16 protein-coding genes, 1 tRNA gene and 1 pseudogene are annotated in these 19,648 nt (G+C 54.8%); 9 read left to right on the forward strand and 9 right to left on the reverse strand.

Translation table 11 applies throughout. The annotated features are described in order from the left end of the window. Window positions 1-25: 25 nt before the first annotated feature. On the reverse strand, window positions 26-1,963 hold the full coding sequence (locus GOV79_RS06230; RefSeq protein WP_170788968.1) for a type I secretion protein: 1,938 nt from the start codon (window positions 1,961-1,963) through the stop codon (window positions 26-28). 135 nt (window positions 1,964-2,098) lie between these two features. Then, window positions 2,099-4,498 carry a CDK5RAP3 family protein gene (locus GOV79_RS06235; RefSeq protein WP_170770099.1) on the reverse strand — a complete coding sequence of 800 codons (2,400 nt, stop codon included), beginning with the start codon at window positions 4,496-4,498 and terminating at the stop codon, window positions 2,099-2,101. Between the two features lie 595 nt (window positions 4,499-5,093). On the opposite strand from GOV79_RS06235, the gene GOV79_RS06240 reads away from it, so the two are divergent. Both GOV79_RS06240 and GOV79_RS06245 read left to right on the forward strand, forming a co-directional pair. Next, complete coding sequence (locus GOV79_RS06240) at window positions 5,094-5,843, forward strand: helix-turn-helix transcriptional regulator (protein ID WP_237217234.1); 750 nt, start codon at window positions 5,094-5,096, stop codon at window positions 5,841-5,843. Beyond that, entirely contained in the window at window positions 5,824-6,333 is a 510-nt protein-coding gene (locus tag GOV79_RS06245; RefSeq protein WP_170770097.1) for a hypothetical protein, read from the forward strand. The genes GOV79_RS06240 and GOV79_RS06245 overlap by 20 nt, the downstream gene beginning before the upstream one ends. A 398-nt stretch (window positions 6,334-6,731) precedes the next feature. Here the strand turns inward: GOV79_RS06245 and GOV79_RS06250 are convergent. Further along, a tRNA-Leu gene (locus GOV79_RS06250) sits at window positions 6,732-6,817 on the reverse strand. A gap of 438 nt (window positions 6,818-7,255) precedes the next feature. On the opposite strand from GOV79_RS06250, the gene GOV79_RS06255 reads away from it, so the two are divergent. Continuing rightward, window positions 7,256-7,495 carry a hypothetical protein gene (locus GOV79_RS06255; protein WP_170788969.1) on the forward strand — a complete coding sequence of 80 codons (240 nt, stop codon included), beginning with the start codon at window positions 7,256-7,258 and terminating at the stop codon, window positions 7,493-7,495. A 79-nt stretch (window positions 7,496-7,574) separates the two neighbouring features. On the opposite strand, the gene GOV79_RS06260 is transcribed toward GOV79_RS06255, so the two are convergent. Further along, complete coding sequence (locus GOV79_RS06260; RefSeq protein WP_170789016.1) at window positions 7,575-8,462, reverse strand: LysR family transcriptional regulator; 888 nt, start codon at window positions 8,460-8,462, stop codon at window positions 7,575-7,577. 145 nt (window positions 8,463-8,607) lie between these two features. Here GOV79_RS06260 and GOV79_RS06265 point away from each other — a divergent pair, with 145 nt between their 5' ends. From GOV79_RS06265 to GOV79_RS22575, 3 genes and pseudogenes are all read left to right on the forward strand, one after another. After that, the gene (locus GOV79_RS06265; protein ID WP_170770091.1) at window positions 8,608-9,456 is read left to right on the forward strand and encodes a TauD/TfdA dioxygenase family protein; all 849 of its coding nucleotides are present in this window, start codon (window positions 8,608-8,610) and stop codon (window positions 9,454-9,456) included. Between the two features lie 135 nt (window positions 9,457-9,591). Continuing rightward, a pseudogene (locus tag GOV79_RS22570) lies at window positions 9,592-9,900 on the forward strand (alcohol dehydrogenase catalytic domain-containing protein); the annotation flags it as partial. Between the two features lie 138 nt (window positions 9,901-10,038). Continuing rightward, window positions 10,039-10,545, forward strand: coding sequence for a zinc-binding dehydrogenase (locus tag GOV79_RS22575; protein ID WP_331252387.1), 507 nt, complete (start codon window positions 10,039-10,041; stop codon window positions 10,543-10,545). 147 nt (window positions 10,546-10,692) lie between these two features. On the opposite strand, the gene GOV79_RS06275 is transcribed toward GOV79_RS22575, so the two are convergent. Then, window positions 10,693-11,283 (reverse strand): hypothetical protein, encoded by a 591-nt coding sequence (locus GOV79_RS06275; protein ID WP_170788971.1) that lies wholly within the window; start codon window positions 11,281-11,283, stop codon window positions 10,693-10,695. A gap of 77 nt (window positions 11,284-11,360) precedes the next feature. Between GOV79_RS06275 and GOV79_RS06280 the strand changes: the two genes are divergently transcribed. Further along, window positions 11,361-11,924 (forward strand): Crp/Fnr family transcriptional regulator, encoded by a 564-nt coding sequence (locus GOV79_RS06280; RefSeq protein WP_170788972.1) that lies wholly within the window; start codon window positions 11,361-11,363, stop codon window positions 11,922-11,924. A 235-nt stretch (window positions 11,925-12,159) separates the two neighbouring features. Here the strand turns inward: GOV79_RS06280 and GOV79_RS06285 are convergent, their stop codons facing one another. From GOV79_RS06285 to GOV79_RS06300, 4 genes are all read right to left on the reverse strand, one after another. Then, window positions 12,160-12,939: an IclR family transcriptional regulator gene (locus tag GOV79_RS06285; RefSeq protein ID WP_170788973.1), complete on the reverse strand. Its 780-nt coding sequence runs from the start codon at window positions 12,937-12,939 to the stop codon at window positions 12,160-12,162. A gap of 11 nt (window positions 12,940-12,950) precedes the next feature. Beyond that, complete coding sequence (locus tag GOV79_RS06290) at window positions 12,951-14,309, reverse strand: TRAP transporter large permease (RefSeq protein ID WP_170770085.1); 1,359 nt, start codon at window positions 14,307-14,309, stop codon at window positions 12,951-12,953. Then, on the reverse strand, window positions 14,309-14,974 hold the full coding sequence (locus GOV79_RS06295; protein WP_170770084.1) for a TRAP transporter small permease: 666 nt from the start codon (window positions 14,972-14,974) through the stop codon (window positions 14,309-14,311). Before GOV79_RS06295 ends, GOV79_RS06290 begins: the two co-directional genes overlap by 1 nt. 67 nt (window positions 14,975-15,041) lie before the next feature. Then, on the reverse strand, window positions 15,042-16,280 hold the full coding sequence (locus GOV79_RS06300; protein WP_170770083.1) for a TRAP transporter substrate-binding protein: 1,239 nt from the start codon (window positions 16,278-16,280) through the stop codon (window positions 15,042-15,044). A 107-nt stretch (window positions 16,281-16,387) separates the two neighbouring features. Here GOV79_RS06300 and GOV79_RS06305 point away from each other — a divergent pair, with 107 nt between their 5' ends. Together GOV79_RS06305 and GOV79_RS06310 are read left to right on the forward strand one after the other, a co-directional pair. Continuing rightward, on the forward strand, window positions 16,388-17,983 hold the full coding sequence (locus GOV79_RS06305; protein ID WP_170788974.1) for a GMC family oxidoreductase: 1,596 nt from the start codon (window positions 16,388-16,390) through the stop codon (window positions 17,981-17,983). Window positions 17,984-18,931: 948 nt separating this feature from the next. After that, window positions 18,932-19,132, forward strand: coding sequence for a hypothetical protein (locus tag GOV79_RS06310; protein WP_170788975.1), 201 nt, complete (start codon window positions 18,932-18,934; stop codon window positions 19,130-19,132). The last annotated feature ends 516 nt before the right edge of the window (window positions 19,133-19,648 follow it).

Below are 19,648 nucleotides of genomic sequence, written 5' to 3' on the forward strand. Positions count from 1 at the left end.
GAAACACTCGTATCAAACAGGGAAATCAGGCCAGCATGGTTTGCAGACCATCATCGAAGCTTTCGGCCATCTCGGACGGGGTCATCTTGTTGTGGCCCGGCGCGTTTTCCGAGTTTCCGGGTCCATCCACCGTGTCAATAAGGACAGCGATGGCATCATTTCCGATCTCAACATCCAGATCATCGTCCGGCGTGTCGATCAGACTGGCCTGATGCAGCACGAGGTCGGAATATTCGCCCTCACCGGTCATGACCACGGAGTCGACGCCGGCTTTTACCACACCCGCGGTATTCAGAACCGCATTTCCAGCCCCCAACGCAGAAGCCACTGCACCGGCTTCCCCGTTGAGGTTGATGTCGTCCTGGTCTTGCAGGATCGTGATCTGTTCAATCGCGTTAACCTGCACCAGATCGCCGTCGATTTTGAGGACCCGGATCTGTTCCATCCCCGCGAAGTCCGGGTTGTTCAGCAAGGCGTCTTCCAGCGCTTCGGTGTCCATTTCCTCAAGCGGCAGAACACCCGCCAAGCTGGCGTCCAACTCCTCATGCGTGTCCTCACCCATCGTGGTCAGCGCCACCTGATTGACAACAAGATTGTCATCATCCTCATCCGGAATGCCACCGTTGATCTCGTCATCATCGAGGAACACGATTGTCTGGTGAACGATATCCACCGAAATCATGTCCCCGCCGATCAGGATCACGTCGTAATAGCTGCCAAGTTGCAGAATCTCGGTTACGTTGATCAGAACATTGTCACCCATCACGTAAAGGCTGGACGATGCGGTGATCTCGGTTTCGATATGGTCGATATCGGTGGCGTCGATTTCTTGCTGGATGAAATTCGTGACCACCAGATCCCCCGCAATCCAGGTCACAGCGACCAGAGGATCCTGCCCCTCGGCCGCGACGTTGTCATCCAGCCAATGGGCCTCGTTGCCTTCAACGGTGATGGTCGAGGTTTGAACGACCATCGTGTCGCTTTGCCCACCGGCATCGCCGGTGTCAATGTCCGACACTACCGCAACCTGACTGACGACGGTCACGTTGACCGATTGCCCGCCCACCGCGATCACTGGCGCGTCGACCCAGGCCACTGTGACGGCAACTTCGTTGACGGCCAGATTGCCACCAGTGGAAACGGTATGCCCTTCGCCAAATTCCGAGTCTTCGAACTGGTCCCACTCGGCGGGAAGAAGTTCTTCGGGCAGATCCTCTGTCTGGTCCTCGTCGGGTTGATGATGCTGCGGCAGAAGCTCGCTCCAGTCAGGGGCCTCATCGACATGTTCGCCGTTCACGATGGTACCCATCGCGTCTTCTCCCTGGAACTGATGCACCATCGCGCCTTCGACCTCGATGGTCTGCTGCACCTCTTCGACGAGGGCTTGAATGTGTTCAACCGACTGATAATCGGCGATATTCAGAGACGGGGCCGATACCGCGTGCAGCGACTCCGCAACCGCCGCCAAGGCGTCGCCCTGCGCCATCAAGGTTTCGACATCGCGGAACTCGGCCTGTCCAAAGGTGTCATTGTCGCTTAGACGCAGAGTTTGAACGGTATAGGTCACGGCCGACCCGATCAGCTCGGGGATCAATTGCGGTTGCAGAACTACGGTCTGAAATGAGATCGCCGGAAGCTGCACGTCGGAAATGAAATCATCGGCATTCGGCACCAGACCGAAACCCGGAACCGGGGCCGCCACGGACATCGCCTGCACGGGTGCAGGGGCTATATCAGCCTGTGGCGCATCCGTTCTGAATGGCAGGGCATCATATTTCCCCGGATCCAGCTTCAACCCCGCCTTGACCTTGATGACGGTCGCATCTTCAAGCTCTTCCAGTTCCGCCTTGCGCCTGAATGCGACAAATTCGTCATACTGATCCCGCCATCGGGCCTGTTCGCTGGTAAGTTCAAATGTTCCAATAAAATGAGCAATCGTTTCACTGATACTGTCGAGCGACATAACACTGTTCCTTTCCCCATCCCGGCCAGAAATTTCCGTTTTGGGTTAAGTTGGGCTGAGGCCGCACCATGCGGCCTCAGCATGTTTTTGCCGAAGATCGTGGGGGTTTAGCCGATCTCCGGCTGGGACACCGGCTTATACGTCGGTATCGTCGCTGGAGTAGGACGAAGTCATCGATCCACCAACCATGGTCGTATCGACCGAGTTGCCAAGCACGTTGGCACCCATGACGATCGACTGGTTGAAGGCCGTGGTGTCCACAACTGCGGCAGACGAAGCATAGGATTCACCCGATACGATGCCGTCACCAGCATTGTTCGAGCCCCAGACACCCGCGTTGCCACCGGTGCCACCTGCGCCTGAGTTCGCACCCGAAGCATCGCCACCAGTGACTATCCCACCAGCTGTGTGGCCGGTAGTCGCCCAACCGATTGCTTCACCGCTGGTGCCGCCCATACCGGCCCCGGCGCCGCCGCCGCCGCCAAAGCCTGAGGTCGCCGACCCGTCCGTCGAACCGGATGCATCAGAGGTGGCATCATTGTCTGAAGACGCGTCACCTCCGTATCCGGCAATGGATTCGGCAAGACTGTCCGCCGAGCCATCTGTGTCTGCCTGCGCAAACACATCCACCAGACCACCGTCTCCGGCCGTGTTCATCGCATCGGCCGAACCGGTGCCCGAACCATCCGACGTCGCGCCTTGCTGGATCGCGCCGCCACCGCCGCCGAAACCATCGGCGGTCGAGGTGCCGGTTCCGGTGCCGCTGGCCGAGCCGTCGGTGTCGTTTGTGCCACCTGCTCCGCCATCGCCACTGGTGTTCTGCGAGTTGCTGGCCGACCCGTTCACGTCACCCGGAGACTGGGTGATGTTCGGACCGGTTGTCGCCTGATCGCCGACACCCTGCGCGCCGGCGTTTGCTCCGGCTGTACCGCCTGTCGCGCTACCGCCGGTGCCATCGCCACCCGAGCCGAAGCCGCCGGTGCCGTCGCCACCCGAGCCAAAGCCTCCGGTTCCGTCGCCGCCAGATCCAAACGCGCCGGTTCCGTCACCGCCAGTTCCCGGATTGCCGCCATTGGTGTCGCCACCGCCGTTGCCGGCACCGGCCTGACCTGCGTTCAGCCCTGACAGACCGTTTTGCTGGTTCAGAGCTGCAAGCGCTGCATCGACCTGACCGGAAGTGCCACCAGTGCCTTCAGCACCCGTGCCTGCACCACCCGTGCCGTTGCCAGCATCACCGGTACCGCCCATGCCTTCTGCGCCGTTGCCCTGGGCCCCAGAGCCTTCGGCACCTGCGCCTTCGCCACCATCGGCATCAGCGTCGCTGCCTGCCAAGCTGCCAGCCAGACCCAGACCGACATTTCCGGCCGCCGCATCGTTGGCGTCGGTGTCGCTGCTGCTGCCATTGCCGGCCTGACCATCCGCATCCGCATCACCGTCGCCACCGGCTGCGCCTTGCGCGGACGAGTCGTTCGCGCCAAGACCCGCGCCAAGCGCCTCTGCGACCGAAGCATTGTTGCCACCGGAAGACTGGCCATCATTGTCGGCATTCGACAGGCCCAGACCCAGACCCAGCCCAAACGAGCTTGCGTCTCCGCCTTCACCGCTGGTGCCGTCTGCGTCGGTGTCGGATGAACCTGTGTTGCTTGCTCCAGAGATACTACCGGCGTCTCCGCCTTCGCCGCCACTGCTGCTGCCGTTGGACTCGGCACCCGACACACCGACACCCAGGCCGATGTTGGATGCTGAACCGGTCGAGCCGCCGTCACCACCAACGCCTGTACCATCCGCGTTGCCGGTCAGACCACCAAAGGCCAGCGCGTCAGCGCCATGGGTTTGGGCACTTGCCGCGCCGCCATCGGTGCTGCCACCGCTGCCAGAGTTGCCACCATCGGTTGAAGAGCCGATGCCTTCATGAGCCGTCGCGGTGCCACCATGAGCATTGCCGCTCTGGTCAAATTCGCCTTCGTTGCGAACGGCGGCCGAGCCCAGATGGTCATTGTCGGACAAGTTTGCGACCTGGCTGCTGATCGAAGACATGTCATTGCCTTCACCGCTCAGGTCGATGTCCAGATTCAGGTCGTCGCCCGGGTCATAGTCCATATCGCCTGCAACGGTGATGACATCGCCCAGCTCAGCCGAACCTGACGCGTCAATATCGACAGTGTCATTGTCTTTCGGCAAGCCTTCTCCGTCGCCGAAGTCGATCGTGACCGAGTTGCTGTTCGAGTTGTCATTGTCGCCATTGCTTTGCGACTGACCCTGACCTTGATCTTGGCCCTGGCCCTGATCCTGGCCTTGGGCTTGGTCTTGACCCTGACCATTTTCAACAGACGTCGCCTGAGCTTGCGCCTGGTCCTGACCCTGGCCCTGTTCGTTGTCGACATCATTGTCGACATCCGTCTCTTGCGACGTCAGGTCAGCATCAACATAGGCGTCATCCACATGGATATCTGCGTCGATTGGCGCGATGATCGTATCCACGTTCACCTCGTCAATATCGGTAATGCTGTTATGGGGTTGTTGACGTTTTGACATATCAATTTCCACTTATTAAGCGCACTGACCGTCACTCTTTCAAAAACGGTTACGGGCGCGGTTGAAACAAACAGCGCACTCGCGCAAAACCCGCGCGGATGCGTATTTCACAGTGAGATTGTCCTCCACCCTCCTTTCCCCGGCTTAGCCGGTCCTGCATCTGCCAAGACGTTCGCGGAAATGCGCGATTCGCAGACACGTTCGGATCTTTCGCCCCGTTAATTGGAGCCGTTCCATGGTTGCAGGAGGAAACTGGCCTGAATAGCTAGCCGGAAGCACTAGAACGGGTAATCACCTGATTCGGATTGATTATTTCCAAATCACGAACAATGCGCGACTTTTTCGGCTGCTGATTTTTTAGCTAATCGCATATCGAGAAAACTCGTTAAATTGCCTCTACTTAAGCGGGTGAAACGCCCCTGATCCTAAACTTAAGTTCTAGAACTGTTTGCGCGTTAACGACCGTGCAACCAGGAAATTTGCACTTTTCCCTATAGCCTGCACCGAAAGTGCGTTAATGTTCGGTTAATATTATTCGAAGTGCCAGTTTGCTATTTCGCCGCTTAGCGGTGCAGGTTTTGACAAGGGGGGAATGATGAGCATTCCGTTTCGGGAAAATGCTGCGCAAAACCAATTTGGTTTTGACGAATTCTCGGTAAATTTTATTGGTAAAGAGCTTTTCTACTCGGACCAGACCCTAACGGGTGTTGAAACAGAGTTTGGTGTCACCACACACCGCTACGATTCAATCTCAGCCCTGCCGACATATGGCGACCCTACCACCGGCCCCGGTAGGATCGTGATCGTCGATCAGATGATTCTGGAAGATCTTCTGGCCCGTCCCAGACATTATCGCGATTGCGTGGGCAGCGGCAGCTTGGCCTACGCTTATCGAAAAGAGGAATCCGCCCGCTTTCTGTTTGAGCAATGGGACCGGACTCGCCATGGAGATATCGGTTTTCTGCCAATGAATGTCGGTCCCGATGTCTGGCGCGCGATCCTTCGATTGTTGCTGCATGAGGAACTATACCTGCCCGGCTTTCTTGCAGACAGCGTCTCCAACTTGCAAAGCCCACCCAAGCAGCACGCAGGCTCTACGCCTGCCGCGCCTGAGCCGCACCCGCTTTATTCCAAACTGACCCGGAGGGAAAAGCAGGTCCTGCAACAGGTATCAAAAGGGCACAGTAACAAGATCATCGCGGCCAATCTTGGTATAACCGAACACACGGTGAAGTTGCACATGCACAATGTCGCCGGAAAGATCGGCGTCAGCAACAGAACCGCCGCCGCTCAGTTCTTTTTCGAAGTCGCCCCGGACGAAGCCCATGAACTTGCCAGCGACTGAGGATTTCGAAACCCGCTTTGACCGTCTTATCCTTTTGGTCGGCAAGCTGAACTATATGTGGACCAATACAGAAAGCCTGCTGATCCACCTGATCGCCGGGCTGAGCGGAACCAACAAGGATGTCGCGGTCATCATTTTTCTGACCCTCAACACCACCCGTGCACGCATTGATCTGGTGGAACGGCTGGCAAAGATGGACGGTCGCCCCCCCGATCTGAGGGATGCGATTCTGGAGCACACCCAGCGCTTGTCGAAACTTTCGGGCATTCGCAACAAGTACAATCACTGCATCTATTCCTTCGACCCTGACAGTGGAAATCCCAAGACGATTCTTATGCGGATTTCAGACCGGAAAACCGACATCAAGCTGGGACGCGAAGACACCGTTGACGCCGCAGCGCTGACCGAGATTGAAGGCGTAGTGAAAAAACTCTCGGACGCCAACCGCGATATCTGGCAGTTGATCACAAGGTTAGGCTTTCCGGTCTAAAGGAGACGTGGTGCGGGTGGTCAGGTTTAACAGAACATAAACAGACCATTTCCTTCACGTTCACCTGACTTGACCTATAGTGGCGAGTGTCGCTTTAACTGCGACATTATCTTGCTACCCGATCAGGGTCTACCGATGTTCAACTATGTTTTGACAACTTCTACCACTTTGATATGGGTCGCAACCGGGCTGCTTGTCGGCTTCCTTTTTATCTAGCCCCCCAGTGCGCGCCTAACTTGAGCCTGAGAACAGAAGCCTTGAATGGCTTTGTTGCGTAGAGGTTGTGTAAGCAGTGAACAGGCACGCCGTCACGGGCAACTGACACCGCGTAGCGATTCTACCAAAATCAACGACTCTGGAACGGGTTGCACGCCAAACAACATCGGCTGTGAAATACCTGGTGCGGGCGGTGGGACTCGAACCCACACGGGCATAAGCCCTTCAGATTTTAAGTCTGATATGTCTACCATTCCATCACGCCCGCACGGCGTATTCCGCTCCCAATTGGGCTGAGGAAATCACTAAGCGGATAACGCTGCAAACACAATCCGTTTCAACGACAACCACTTGAATTCTGATTCACGGAGGGCCGACAACCGGAGCGATCGTTGCCAATCGTCAAAGGCTGGTTAAAATTCGCACTCAAGGATTGCACATAAATTGCCAATCTCTAGGACGGGGACCACCCCTAAGGGATATCATTTTCGATTTTCGGGCAAGTTACGAGTGCAGAACAAAAGTCCTTTCCAGACTGGATCGCTGGCATCGAACATCGCGCCAAGAGGCCGCCAGCCTGGCACCCCAACTTCGCACAAATACAATCTGGCAACGCCTCGCCTATCCCGGAGCCTTCGTCGGGGCGTTCTTTCTGGGAGTATTCGCCGTCTTCCTGACACGCTACATTCAATACCACATGGTAGGCGTGCCCGACGCTGGTGACACGAACTTTCCAGGCATCATCGGTATCGGCGTGGCCAGCATGGCGGGTTTCTTTATCTCACTGTTCCTCACAGACAAACAAAAGGAATTCGCTAGTGCCAGCACGGCAGGCGTTATGACGACCACACTCACCTTCCCAAATCTGGTCTGGAAAAACGACATCGGATCAGTATTCGATATGGGCTCGAATCCGTTTTTCTCCACGCTGCATACTAATGACTGACCCAAGCCCAGTTTTGACTCCCAGTTTTCTTAGTTCAATTGGTCGAAAACATCTTGTGGATACCTACTGGAGTGCCAAATCACAGACAAACCCGTTGACTATCTGCTGCTTCCAATAGCGCCGCCGAAACTGCGTCGATCATTTTGGTGTGAGGCGATGCCGTCATACTTGCCAAGCCAACGATGCGTTCTGGTCCCTTCTGTTCAAGGGGGATCCTTTTGAGCCGCAGATGGTCATATGTCGTTAAACGGTTGTCTGGTATGATTGACACGCCAAGTTCAGCGGCCACCATACTGGAGATTGCTTCAAGACTCTCAAGCTCCATCGCGTCTTTGACTTCAATGCCCTTTCTTTGCAGCCAAGTCTCGATTTGCCTTCCTACAACCGCATCACGCGTAAAGCGAATAAACGGTGACGCACCAAGCAATTCTCTCGAAGGTAAATCTGGGGTTTTTTCCGAGACAAGCAGGACCAATTTTTCAGATACAATTTCTGAGAATTCCAATGTGTTTGGCAGAACATCTGGTCGGGAAATGATCGCCGCTTGAATCTGCCCGCGGTCCAACTGTAGCAAAAGCTGATTGGTCAAACCTGGAACAATCCGTACAAGGATGTCCGGATGCACGGACTTTAGCCTCGCCAACGCAGTTGGCACTAATCCAGTCAGGGTCGTTGGAACGGCCCCCAAAGTTATTTCACCAGAGAGTTCGTTGTTCGACTTCACCCTTTCCGCCAAACCGTCATATGCGGCCACCACCGCAGCAGCCTCTCCGACGAACGTTAGCCCGGTATGAGTAAGTTTGGGCGACTTGGATGATCGGTCAAATAGTTCGAGCCCCAACGCGACCTCCAGATTCCGCATCTGGTGACTGACCGCCGACGGAGTTAGATGCTCCGCCTCAGACGCGGCACGGAAGCTACCATGTCGATGAACTGCGATTAGAGTTCGCAGTGCCCGAATACTCATCCCGATAACCTCGCTAGCGCTAAAACCGTGTTCATTATGTGAAAATTTTTTCACTTATTAGTCAAAGATTTTTCGTTTTTGTTCATTTTTGTTGATGTGTACCATGCACACAGCACGCCTTATGAAACCAAACCCAGAGGTGCTTATGGTTGCTCCCAAATCCAACGCCTATACTTCCATCGTCGCCAAACCCTTCGCTCCAAACCTCGGGGCTGAGATCTACGGAGTCGACCTAAGCCGGCCTGTGCCTGACGACCAGTTTGCAGAGATCTGCGACGCTTTTCACACCTACCAGGTGCTGTTCTTCAAAGAGCAGAAGGAAATACCACCTGCGCAGCACATTGAATTTGGGAAACGCTTTGGGCCGCTTCACGCACACCCCGCAGCCCCAACGATGGACGGGTATCCGGAGATTTTCGAAATACATGCAACTAAGAATTCCAAGGTAGCAAACGGTGAGTTCTGGCACTCTGACGTCTCTTGCGATGAGACACCGCCCCTTGGAACTATGCTGCAAATCCATATTGCACCACCCTGTGGCGGGGATACCATGTTCAGTGATATGTATGCGGCCTACGATGATCTTTCGGAACCGATAAAAGATATGATCAACGGGTTATCTGCACTTCATAGTTCCGAGCATATCTACAAAGGCCGCTATAGCGACCGGGGGCAAAAAGACAGCGAAATTGACTGTCCCGAAGCAGTTCATCCGATCGTTAGGACCCATCCGGAAACGGGCCGAAAGTCGCTGTTTGTGAATCGAACATTTACAACAAAGATTTTGGGCTTGTCGGAAAAGGAAAGCGACGCGATCCTCAACATGCTTTTCGAGCATGCGGAACAGATCAACTATCAAATCCGGTTCAGGTGGTCACTTAACGACATGGCCTTTTGGGACAACCGGTGCTGTATGCATCGTGCGATCTGGGACTATTGGCCCGCTGAGAGAAAAGGGCGACGTGTGACCGTGAAAGGCGATAGGCCTGTCTAGACTCGACCGAACCGAATTGCTGGATCAAAGAAACCGAATCTTTAGGAGCGATAAGTGCGAGCTGCAGTCGTAAGAAAGTTTTGTGAAGATCTTTCGATTGAGACGGTCCCGGATCCAACCTGCCCAGACAATGGAGTGGTCCTGGAGGTCGCAGCCTGTGGAGTATGCCGCTCGGATTACCATGGATGGTCTGGCGCGCACCCCAAAGTTCAAAATGGCTCCATCTTAGGGCACGAATATTGTGGAACTGTGGTAGAGGCAGGGCCTCAAGCGAAGCACAGTGTTGGTGACCGCCTCATAGCGCCATTCATCTTGGGTTGCGGCAGCTGCAACGCTTGTCAAACAGGCGTATCAAACACTTGTGCTTACCAAATCGTTCCAGGATTTGGAACGCCAGGTGCCTACGCAGAATATGTCGCTGTGCCGTTTGACCATAACTTGGTTCACTTGCCAGAAACGCTCTCTCCTTCCTTGGCGGCAGGGCTCGGGTGTCGTGTAACCACTGCTTGGCATGCTTTGACAGACCGCGCAGATGTCGCAGCTGGTGAATGGGTGGCTGTCCACGGTACAGGAGGTATTGGCTTGTCCGTTCTTCTATTGGCAAAAATGCTTGGATGCCGAGTTGTCGTAGTGGATGTGGTCGATGAGAAACTTGAGCATGCAAAGCTTAACGGTGCAGACGCTACAGTAAATGCCAGCAAAGAAGACGCCGCAGCAGCGATCCTAGATATCACGGATGGAGGAGCACAGGTTTCCATAGAAGCGCTGGGGATCGAAACAACGACGAACGCATCCTTAGAGTGTCTCGCCATCCTTGGTCGACACGTGCAAGTTGGTATGCCTTCGGGCGACGGCCAGATGCAGGTAAACATGCGTGCAATCTATTCCAAACAACTCTCGTTTTTCGGCACTCGTGGTATGCCTTCGTGGAAATACCCACGCCTTCTAGGAATGATCGAGCGTGGCGAAGTAGATATCCAGCCAATGGTCGCCAGAGAGGTCCGATTGGAAGAGGCCAGCAATGAACTTCGCGCAATGAATGGACCAACTTCCCCAGGAACCGCTGTTATCACAAGGTTTCAGCCGTGATAAGCGCAAACGCCCGATAGGTATTTTTTCAGTCATTCTCTCTGTCATCGTGCGCCCCTTCGCAAATTCAGATACTCACGCAAACTGGCTGTTCAGGGTAATGCAATGAGCGCCTGCTTTGGGCTCGGTGCAGACGTTCAGCAGAATTCAGTGAGCGTCCGCTGTGCGGACGAAGTCGCCATTGTCCGTCTTGGGACAAAGGTCCTCTTTGGGGAGACGCGCCCAGAGAAACCCAGTCAGAAGCGAAAGCAGTACAGCCGAAGTTGTCAGGGCCGATTTAACAATTGTGGCTGTACTGGCGGCATACACCAGTGCACTTGATACCTCTGGCCAACTCCAAATCATGGTCGCGATTCCAGTGTTTTCGAAATAGTCGAACAAGGCGCAGCCAACCGAGAGAATTATGCCAGAGCGAACAAGCTTGCTGTCGGGCATTCGTCGCCCAAACCAGCTAAACGTGGTTATCAAAGTCAGCGCGAGCATAGCCGGGTAAAATGTATCCAGAGAGAGCTGGTAACTGAGATAATACTCGCGCCCTTCCGCTCCTAAGGCTTCAAGAAGCGTCGCGGCGTCTTTGGGATTGTAGCCGAGCGGACGCATGTCGAATGGGACCTGCCCCGAGACAGCTTCGATGTGGGCAAGCGTGACACTGATCATCAGCACGTAGATGACTAAAGCAATCAACCCGCAGCCAACGGCGGCAAAACCGATGTACCTTGAAAGAATTGTGTGAATCATTTTGGGAACTCCTTGATCTGTGCCAAGTTGCCCTTGGGTGAAGCCACACGCATTATCATTTGATAAGGCAAACCAAGATGGATCTACGGAAATTTCTCGCACAGTCTCCTGACCTGCCTGATATGAGTTTTGCAGACGGTTTTGCGTCTCAGTGGAGAAGTAAGCGTTTGAACAAGGGCGCGCGCCTTGCCCACCAAGAACAACCTGAATCAGATGAGTTCATTCTTTTGGATGGGTGCCTAGCCAGCAGCATTTGTGACCAAGAAGGCAAGGAAGTATGCGTTGGGCTCCATGTAGGTCCTTGCGTTGTCACGCCGAATATCGCGCGAACGCGGGATGGAGTGTCCCTTGTGTCCATCGAGGCAACCAAAGACGCCTCGCTTTATTGGATCAATACTGATCGGCTTACGTACCTGATGATTGAGTCTGAACCAATCCGAAACTGGGCAAATGGTATTCTACGAGACGCATTGAGTGAAAAGGCGGAACGCGAATGGTGTCTCGCCGCTCTTGACGGGGCAGAGCGGCTGAACTGGTTCCGCCAAGCCTTCCCCAGCTATGAAGACATTTTCACTCATTCGTTGATAGCATCCTTTTTGGGGATCACGCCCGTTACGATGAGCCGACTACGCGCTAGGTAGAGAGCAAAAAGAAGGGCGGAACTCACGATTTGGAAATTCCAACCGACGCCCACGGAAACTTAACTCGGCAATTCGGCTGAACTTTCGGGACTCTCAGAGGCGATATACATTCAAATAACCGACTTTCCTTGAGCCCGCGTAAGCGGGTGAAGGTTGTTGATATCTGGAAAATAGATAGGGGCGCGAACAATACCGGTTTAGGCAAAAAACTTGCTACAGCACTGCAAAGAGCCAATCAGGAACAAAGAAGGTTCGACAACTTTTCGGCTCCACCATTCAGGACAGGAAGGAATTCGAGCAACCCTTGCAGTTCATGACGTTGCGTTGGGGCATGAACCGACAAAGTGGCGACCAACCTGCCCGTCTCGTCCTGAATTGGCACGGCAACAGCGGTCATGCCGGACATGAATTCTTCGTCATCAGTCGAATAATTTCTGGCAGAAATCCGGTGCATTTCGGCCCGCAATGCCTCCGGTTCGGTCAGTGTATGCGGCGTCTGGGCGTCCAGCCTTCCAGCGGCCAGATAACCGTCCAGAACTTGTTGCCTAAGCGTCGACAAGTACATCTTGCCGCTAGCGGTGCAGTGAAACGGCACTTGCGTCCCGATCGGCAATTGAATGCGCAAAGGCCACTTTGTCTCGACCCGGTCAAGATAGATCATCCCTTCGCGGTCGGGGATCGCCAGATTGCACGTTTCGCCGATCTCATCCGCCACGCTGCGCAAAATTGCTAGTCGCGCGGTACGAAGATGTTCCGATGACACTGTATTCACGGAAAGCTGGCGCAGGCGAGGCCCCGGTCCGAAAGACCGCCCATCCAGATCGCGCTGCAGAAACCCTTCGGCTTCGGCGGTTTGCAGCAGGCGATGGATCGTCGGTTTTGCCAAGCCCAGAGTTTCGATTAAATCCGATGGCTTTACCGCGACCCCACGCCGGGCGATTTCCTCAAGGATCACCAATAGGCGCAGATTTGTCGGTATCTGAGTTTCTTTTTCGGGTGCATCAGTATAGGCCATCCCGGTACATTCTAGTTGTTTGGCAGCAGGATCAAGGCCAGATCAGGTACCAGTGACACCAGTATCCAAACTGATAGCAAAGCCACTAGATACGGCACCGTGTAGCGCAACAATCTGAAATAGGGCACGCCGGTCACGCCGGACGCCACGTACAAGTTCAATCCATAGGGCGGGGTGATGAAACCGATGGATGCCCCAACCAGAAAGATCACCGAGAAATGGATTGGATCGACGCCAACAGACGCTGCTATGGGGGCCAGTATCGGGGCAAGAATGATCGTGACAGGTAGGCTTTCCAACACCATGCCGGAAAAGAATACGATCACCATCGAGGTAAACAACACGGCGTGGTACCCGCCCATTGAGGTGACAAAGTCACCGATCGTCTGCTGCGCCCCCAGCAACGACAGGATTTGCTGCATCACGACAGACACGGCAATCAGCGGTGCAAGGATACCAGTGATCTGCGCAGATCGGATCACGATCGAGGGGATCTCGGGGATGGTAAACCCTTCAACTACGAACATCTCGGCATAGGTTTTCTCAGTCGGCGGAATATTGTTGCGCGCGCCCATGATGCGGTTAATCGGATAGCTGACCAGCCCGGCAATCACACAGAATCCGACAGTCACGCCGGCGGCTTCGGTGGGTGAAAACTTGCCGGTGTAGATGCCCCACAGTACTAGGCCGATGGCAAAGAACCCAAGCCAAGCGCCAAAGGCGGTTTTCAGGATGCGGTTAAGTTGCAACGGGATCAGATAGCCCCAACCGTTGATGCGGCAGATGATCCAACAGGCCAGTTGCATGCCCATCACCATCAGCGCGCCGGGCAGAATGCCGGCCACGAACAGCTCGGAGATTGGCAGGTTCATCAGGAACCCGTAGACGATGAAAATAATCGACGGCGGTATGATGATGCCGACCGTACCACCCGCCGCAGCGGTTGCGGCACTAAAGCGCTCGTCATAACCGCCCTTGACCATTTCCGGGTGCAGCATCGACCCGATCGTCGCGGTGGTGGCCGAGTTTGAGCCGGAAATCGCCGCGAACAACCCGCACGCCCCCAGCGAGGCCATCGCAAGCCCGCCGCGTATCCAGCCCAGACAGGCATAGGCAAAGTCGCTTAGCCGGCGCGCAATACCGGATTTGTTGATCAGGTCACCGGTCAGAATGAACAATGGCATCGCCAACAGGGCGAAGCCCTTGTTGAACACGTTCAAGAGTTCCGCTCCCATATTGTCCAGCGTCAGGCCAAGGACAAAAGAACAGCCGATCACCCAATAGCTGATGACCAGCAGAACCGGCACGCCCAGCATGAACAGAAAAGTGACCCCTATCGAGATCAGAGTTACCCAGGTTCCGTCCGCCATCAGTCCGATCCTATCACCGCCTGCTGAAGCAGTGGCTTACCTGTTTTCCAGTTGTCAAAATCATCTGCCAGGTTCTGAAACACCCGCCCAACCATTAGGAAGAACGACAGCGGCGCGGCCAGAAGGAACCACCATTGCATGATGTTGTCGGTTCCGAGCACGATCTGAAAATTCGAAGCCGAAAGCGCCACCAGACGTGTCGTTGTCACGATGACAATGACTGCGAAAATGAACCAAAGAACAGCGTCCAATATCAGACAGGCCAGCTGCGCGCCGCGCGGCATCCCCGTGCGAAATTCAGTAAAGCTCAGATGTGTACGCAGGCGCACGTTGTAAGACGCGCCAAACCAAGCCATCACCATGAACAACAACGGCGGGATGGTCGTCGACCACGGTTCCTGATCGTTGAACACAAACCTGTCAATAACACCCCAAAAGATGATCAGCGCGATGGCCAGATAGGAGTACACCATGACCGAGCGTTCAAGCTGGCGCTCGATGAACGGTACTTTTCGGTAGATCATCATGATTAGCAAACCGCCGAGCGCGGCGACCACCGTTCCGACTACCCAAGCCGCGTCAGACCGCAGTGCGGTTTGAATCTCGAATGAATCCCGGCTGAGTAAGGCGCTGAAAATTGCCCCAATATCTGCCCACAGCGACATGAACCCCGTCCTCCCAGTCGGTGTTTAGTGGAACCGGCCCGCGAAAGGACCGGTTCGTTCAGTTTAATTAGGCAGTGCCCATCCACCAACGGCGGGGTTCGACATTCTCAGGCAGCATATCCGCCGGAATCTCGCGCGCGATGTCGTAGATTTCCTGATAGGTATCGATGCCACCTGCCCAGTTGTTCAGACGCTCACGCCATTGCGCCCAGGGTTCAGGGTTGTAGTTTGGCGCACACATTTCTTCGGCCAATTTGATCTGATCATCAGCCAGGAACGCGGCCCGTACACCGTTTTCGGCAAAGATCGTGTTCGGCAGTTGCGGGTCCGAGAAGCCCACGGTGTTCAGCAACGCAGCCTCGTTCGCACCTTGAATGAGCGCTTGTGTGAAGTACGAGGATTCCATGACGGCATCCTGAAGCTCTCCGCTCAGGCTGTCGAACACTTTTGCTGACATCGAGGTGTGTTCGGTACCACAGAAGAACTTGAGGTTCACCGACTGCGACACAACTGGGGCCATGTTGGCATAAGCCACGGCAGAGGCCCAAGTCTCGGCCCCATCGATCAGACCAGTTTTCAACGCATCCAACGTCTCTTCCCACGCGACAGGCACTGGGTTCAGGTTCAGCAGCTGCATTGCGATCCGACCAAGTTGTGTGCCGGTCACGCGGTTCTTAGTACCGAACAACTCTTCCAGCTTTGTAACAGTTGGTTTGTCTGCAAAGTTAGAACCCATCTGAAGGCCACGCAGTTCACAATGGGTGAACAAGAACTTCAGCCCATGGCGCTTCTCAAGGGGGTCTCGTAAGATGCGCTGACTGGCGGGGCTGTAAAAGAAATGATACTGCGCTGCGCGGCTGGGGAACATATAGGCATAGTCCAACACGTTCAAATACGGCGCGCCGCCTGCCGAGTTCTGGGTTGAAGCGGCATAGATGTCGACGATTCCCTGCTGAGTCTTCTCGACGCAGCTCAGCTGACCGCAGATCTGGTTGTCGCCGATGAACTCGATGCGAATCTCACCGTCTGTACGCTCTTCGAGGTCGCGCGCGAACTCGATGGCACCGGCCCGTTCGATCAAAAGGTTGCGGGTATTGAAGCCGGCCGCACCGAATTTCAGCGTGTGTTTGGGCTCCTTCGAAAACCTCTTTTCATAATTTGACTCAGCGGCTTGCGCCAGATTGGCGAGGCTCATCGCGCCGCCAAACCCACCAGCTGCCAGCAGAGTCGAGCTCATGCCATAGCGCCCTGCCACACGGAAGAAATCCCGCCGTGAAATGCCACTCAGTTTCCGTCCGATCTCCATTGCTATCCTCCCGTTTCGAAATTATTGAGACGTTTTGTATCAAAAAATGCTAGTATAGTTCTGGCAATTTGCATAGAGTTTTTTGACGACTTTGGGAGGAGACGGTCATGGAAGTGGATTATGCGGTTGTCGGGGCGGGGTCTTCTGGCTGTGTCATTGCCAACCGCCTAAGCGCTGATCCCAACACCAAAGTCGCCCTGCTTGAAGCGGGTGGGCCAGATACGAACCCGTGGATTCACATCCCTGTTGGGTATTTCAAAACCATGCACAACCCGTCGGTCGACTGGTGCTACCGCACCGAACCCGACCCAGGGTTGAACGGTCGTTCCATCGACTGGCCGCGCGGCAAAGTACTGGGTGGATCATCCTCGCTAAATGGTCTCCTTTATGTACGCGGACAAAAAGAGGACTACGACCGCTGGCGCCAGATGGGCAATGTCGGCTGGGGATGGGAAGATGTGCTGCCCCTATTCAAACGCAGCGAAGATCAGGAACGCGGCGAGGATGCCTTTCACGGCACAGGCGGCCCGCTGTCAGTATCGAATATGCGTATACAACGTCCGATCTGCGACGCCTGGGTCGCCGCTGCGCAATCCGCGGGCTATCCGTTCAACCCGGACTACAACGGTGCGGAACAAGAAGGCGTCGGGTATTTTCAACTGACGACGCGCAACGGTCGCAGGTGCAGCGCTGCGGTAGCTTATCTCAAGCCGGTCCGCGACCGCACCAATCTGAATATCATCACCCACGCTATGGTGTCGCACGTCACATTTAACGACAAAAAAGCGACCGGACTGGAATATCGCGACCGATCTGGAGCTGTGCAGAAAATCACCGTTCGTCGCGAGATCATTCTGTCCGGCGGAGCAATCAACTCGCCGCAGATATTGATGCTATCGGGCATTGGTGATCCCGATCACTTGAGGGATAACGGGATTGAGCCGATCCACGCGTTGCCTCGCGTTGGCAAAGGTTTGCAGGATCACCTGCAGGCGCGACTTGTATTCAAATGCAACGAGCCCACGCTGAATGACGAAGTGCGTAGCCTGTTCAATCAGGCCCGGATTGCGCTAAAATATGCGTTGTTCCGCGCAGGTCCCATGACCATGGCCGCTAGCCTTGCCACCGGGTTTCTGAAAACGCGCCCCGAAGTGCAAACGCCCGATATCCAGTTCCACGTCCAGCCGTGGTCGGCGGACAGTCCTGGCGAGGGGGTACACCCGTTTTCTGCCTTTACCATGTCGGTTTGCCAATTGCGCCCGGAAAGCCGAGGCGAGCTGCATTTAAATGGGCCCGATCCATCTGAATATGTCAAAATCTTCCCGAATTACCTGTCTACGGAAACCGACTGCCGGACGATCGTGGACGGTGTGAACATCGCTCGAAGGATTGCACGACATAACCCATTAGCGTCAAAAATTTCGGAAGAGTTCCGGCCTGACGCGCAGCTATCCTGCGATGATTACGAAGGCACACTGGACTGGGCACGGTCGAATTCTGTCTCGATTTACCATCCGACGGGCACTTGCGCGATGGGCGCGTCGGGCGATGCAGTCGTAGACCCCAAACTGAAAGTCAACGGAATAGAAAATCTGCGGGTCGCTGATTGCTCGATCATGCCAGAAATCGTCAGCGGAAACACCAACGCACCTGCGATCATGATCGGTGAAAAGGCGAGCGATTTAATACTTGCGGATGCCTGACCACTCGGCACGTGCGATCACTTCGGACAGGAGCACGGCGACAGCGGGTGGCCCCAACCGAAGCAACTTGGCTGCGCGTCTCAAAGATGTCCGACTGAAAAAGGGATACACTCTAAAGGCTTTGGCCAAGGCATTGGGCGTCGAACACCACACTATGATCAAGCAAATGGAACTTGGCAATGTGGCAGTACCTTCGAACCTATGGGTAACACTTGACGAACCTCTCAATTTGGATCGCTATATCTGGGTGCGTCTTTGAACCCAAGAATAACATCCCGACATGCATTGGTCGCTCTTGGCAACCTGAGCAGCCGGGAAGTAGCGAACTTCTTGGATGCCTTGCACAAGGGACAACTGAAAAACTTGCTGAACCAGCAGAACCAACAACCCAAACCAAAATCCACACCTGAAGACCTGACTTCTGCATGCCCAGCGCAAAGCGGATCGATTTAGCGTGCCCAAGTTCGGATGCGCTGGGTCTTCTTTGTGTCTAAAGAAAGAGCCCAATGAATATCTTCAAACCAATGACAGCCCGTACTTCGACAAATTCATGATCGGCGGCAAAGAGTACAAGGCCAGTACCAAGCGCAAAGACTAGGCTGTTGCCAAACGCGTCATGCCGGCGGAATACAACAAGGTCATGGACATTCGCCAACATGGCGAGAAGCCGGAGATAACGCTCCGAGACGCCTCCGCGCTCACGGTGGCCAGTGTCCAAAGCCGGACCAAGGACAGCTACCAATACAACATGCATCAAATGCTAGGGCTGACCAAGGTCTTCCACGGCCACTGGTCGCTTGATCCGGACCGTCCTCTTTCTCCTTGGACCGGTGGCGACGTGGATCACCTAAGGATGGCACGTCGGGCAGAAGGTATGACGGCAAACACGACTAGAGTCGAACTTCGCTTTCTCAAGCGAGTGAACAACTTTTGCAAAAAAAGAACAAGGTGAACCCTGACCTGGATACTGAATTCGACCGTGGCTTAGTGAAATGCCAAGTTTTTTCTGAAACCAAAGAAAATGCCATTCCCCAGTTTCCCAACGCCAAGGCATCTGAGGGAAACGCCGCATATCAGAAGGCGGCCGATCTGTTCGACTACCTAAAAAATAAAGGTTTAAGGCTGATTGAAGCCATTCTGGTCGAGTAAGCAGATATGATCTGGAAAACAGAGCGATCGGCAACCGGGGCCACAAAACCAAGAAGTCCGTGTTAGTCCCAATCGGCGACCGGCTCTACGACGTTTTTTACAAGGCTCCCTGAGCAGCCAAAGCCTTTCGTCTCAATGGACCGGGCCGTCAAACCCAAGCGGCAAGCCTAACAGACAACTGCGCCTCCAGTGCCCGTGTGTTGGCGGAGAAAGGAGCGGCAACAATTCACTCCTGCAGAGATACCTATGCAACTCGGATGCTGAACAAAGGTATGCGACCTGAGGAAGTGTCTCATCTCTTAGTTCACTCGACGGTCACTCCGACACAAAAAACCGCCAAGTTCGCGAATCTGACCACGTCAGACAAAGCGCGCGAGTTGCTAAACGCAGCCTAAGGCAAAACCGAAAGCGTCCCAAATTCCGGCCCATTCTGGACTTACTGCACTGGGTCAAATCACACCTGGATGGCCTGATTTGACTGGTCCGACTTGATTGTTAGTGCATGACTGGCCTCGG

It is taken from the genome of Ruegeria lacuscaerulensis (genome assembly GCF_013034745.1).
GTDB lineage: Bacteria > Pseudomonadota > Alphaproteobacteria > Rhodobacterales > Rhodobacteraceae > Ruegeria > Ruegeria lacuscaerulensis_B.

What these genes read in the sequence shown, in the direction of transcription:
- GOV79_RS06235 (WP_170770099.1), bottom strand. Translation starts at nt 4,498, where the DNA reads ATGTCAAAACGTCAACAACCCCATAACAGCATTACCGATATTGACGAG.
- GOV79_RS06265 (WP_170770091.1), top strand. Translation starts at nt 8,608, where the DNA reads ATGGTTGCTCCCAAATCCAACGCCTATACTTCCATCGTCGCCAAACCC.
- GOV79_RS06245 (WP_170770097.1), top strand. Translation starts at nt 5,824, where the DNA reads ATGAACTTGCCAGCGACTGAGGATTTCGAAACCCGCTTTGACCGTCTT.
- GOV79_RS06280 (WP_170788972.1), top strand. Translation starts at nt 11,361, where the DNA reads ATGGATCTACGGAAATTTCTCGCACAGTCTCCTGACCTGCCTGATATG.
- GOV79_RS06275 (WP_170788971.1), bottom strand. Translation starts at nt 11,283, where the DNA reads ATGATTCACACAATTCTTTCAAGGTACATCGGTTTTGCCGCCGTTGGC.
- GOV79_RS06300 (WP_170770083.1), bottom strand. Translation starts at nt 16,280, where the DNA reads ATGGAGATCGGACGGAAACTGAGTGGCATTTCACGGCGGGATTTCTTC.
- GOV79_RS06295 (WP_170770084.1), bottom strand. Translation starts at nt 14,974, where the DNA reads ATGTCGCTGTGGGCAGATATTGGGGCAATTTTCAGCGCCTTACTCAGC.
- GOV79_RS06305 (WP_170788974.1), top strand. Translation starts at nt 16,388, where the DNA reads ATGGAAGTGGATTATGCGGTTGTCGGGGCGGGGTCTTCTGGCTGTGTC.
- GOV79_RS06260 (WP_170789016.1), bottom strand. Translation starts at nt 8,462, where the DNA reads ATGAGTATTCGGGCACTGCGAACTCTAATCGCAGTTCATCGACATGGT.
- GOV79_RS06285 (WP_170788973.1), bottom strand. Translation starts at nt 12,939, where the DNA reads ATGGCCTATACTGATGCACCCGAAAAAGAAACTCAGATACCGACAAAT.
- GOV79_RS06240 (WP_237217234.1), top strand. Translation starts at nt 5,094, where the DNA reads ATGAGCATTCCGTTTCGGGAAAATGCTGCGCAAAACCAATTTGGTTTT.
- GOV79_RS06290 (WP_170770085.1), bottom strand. Translation starts at nt 14,309, where the DNA reads ATGGCGGACGGAACCTGGGTAACTCTGATCTCGATAGGGGTCACTTTT.
- GOV79_RS06230 (WP_170788968.1), bottom strand. Translation starts at nt 1,963, where the DNA reads ATGTCGCTCGACAGTATCAGTGAAACGATTGCTCATTTTATTGGAACA.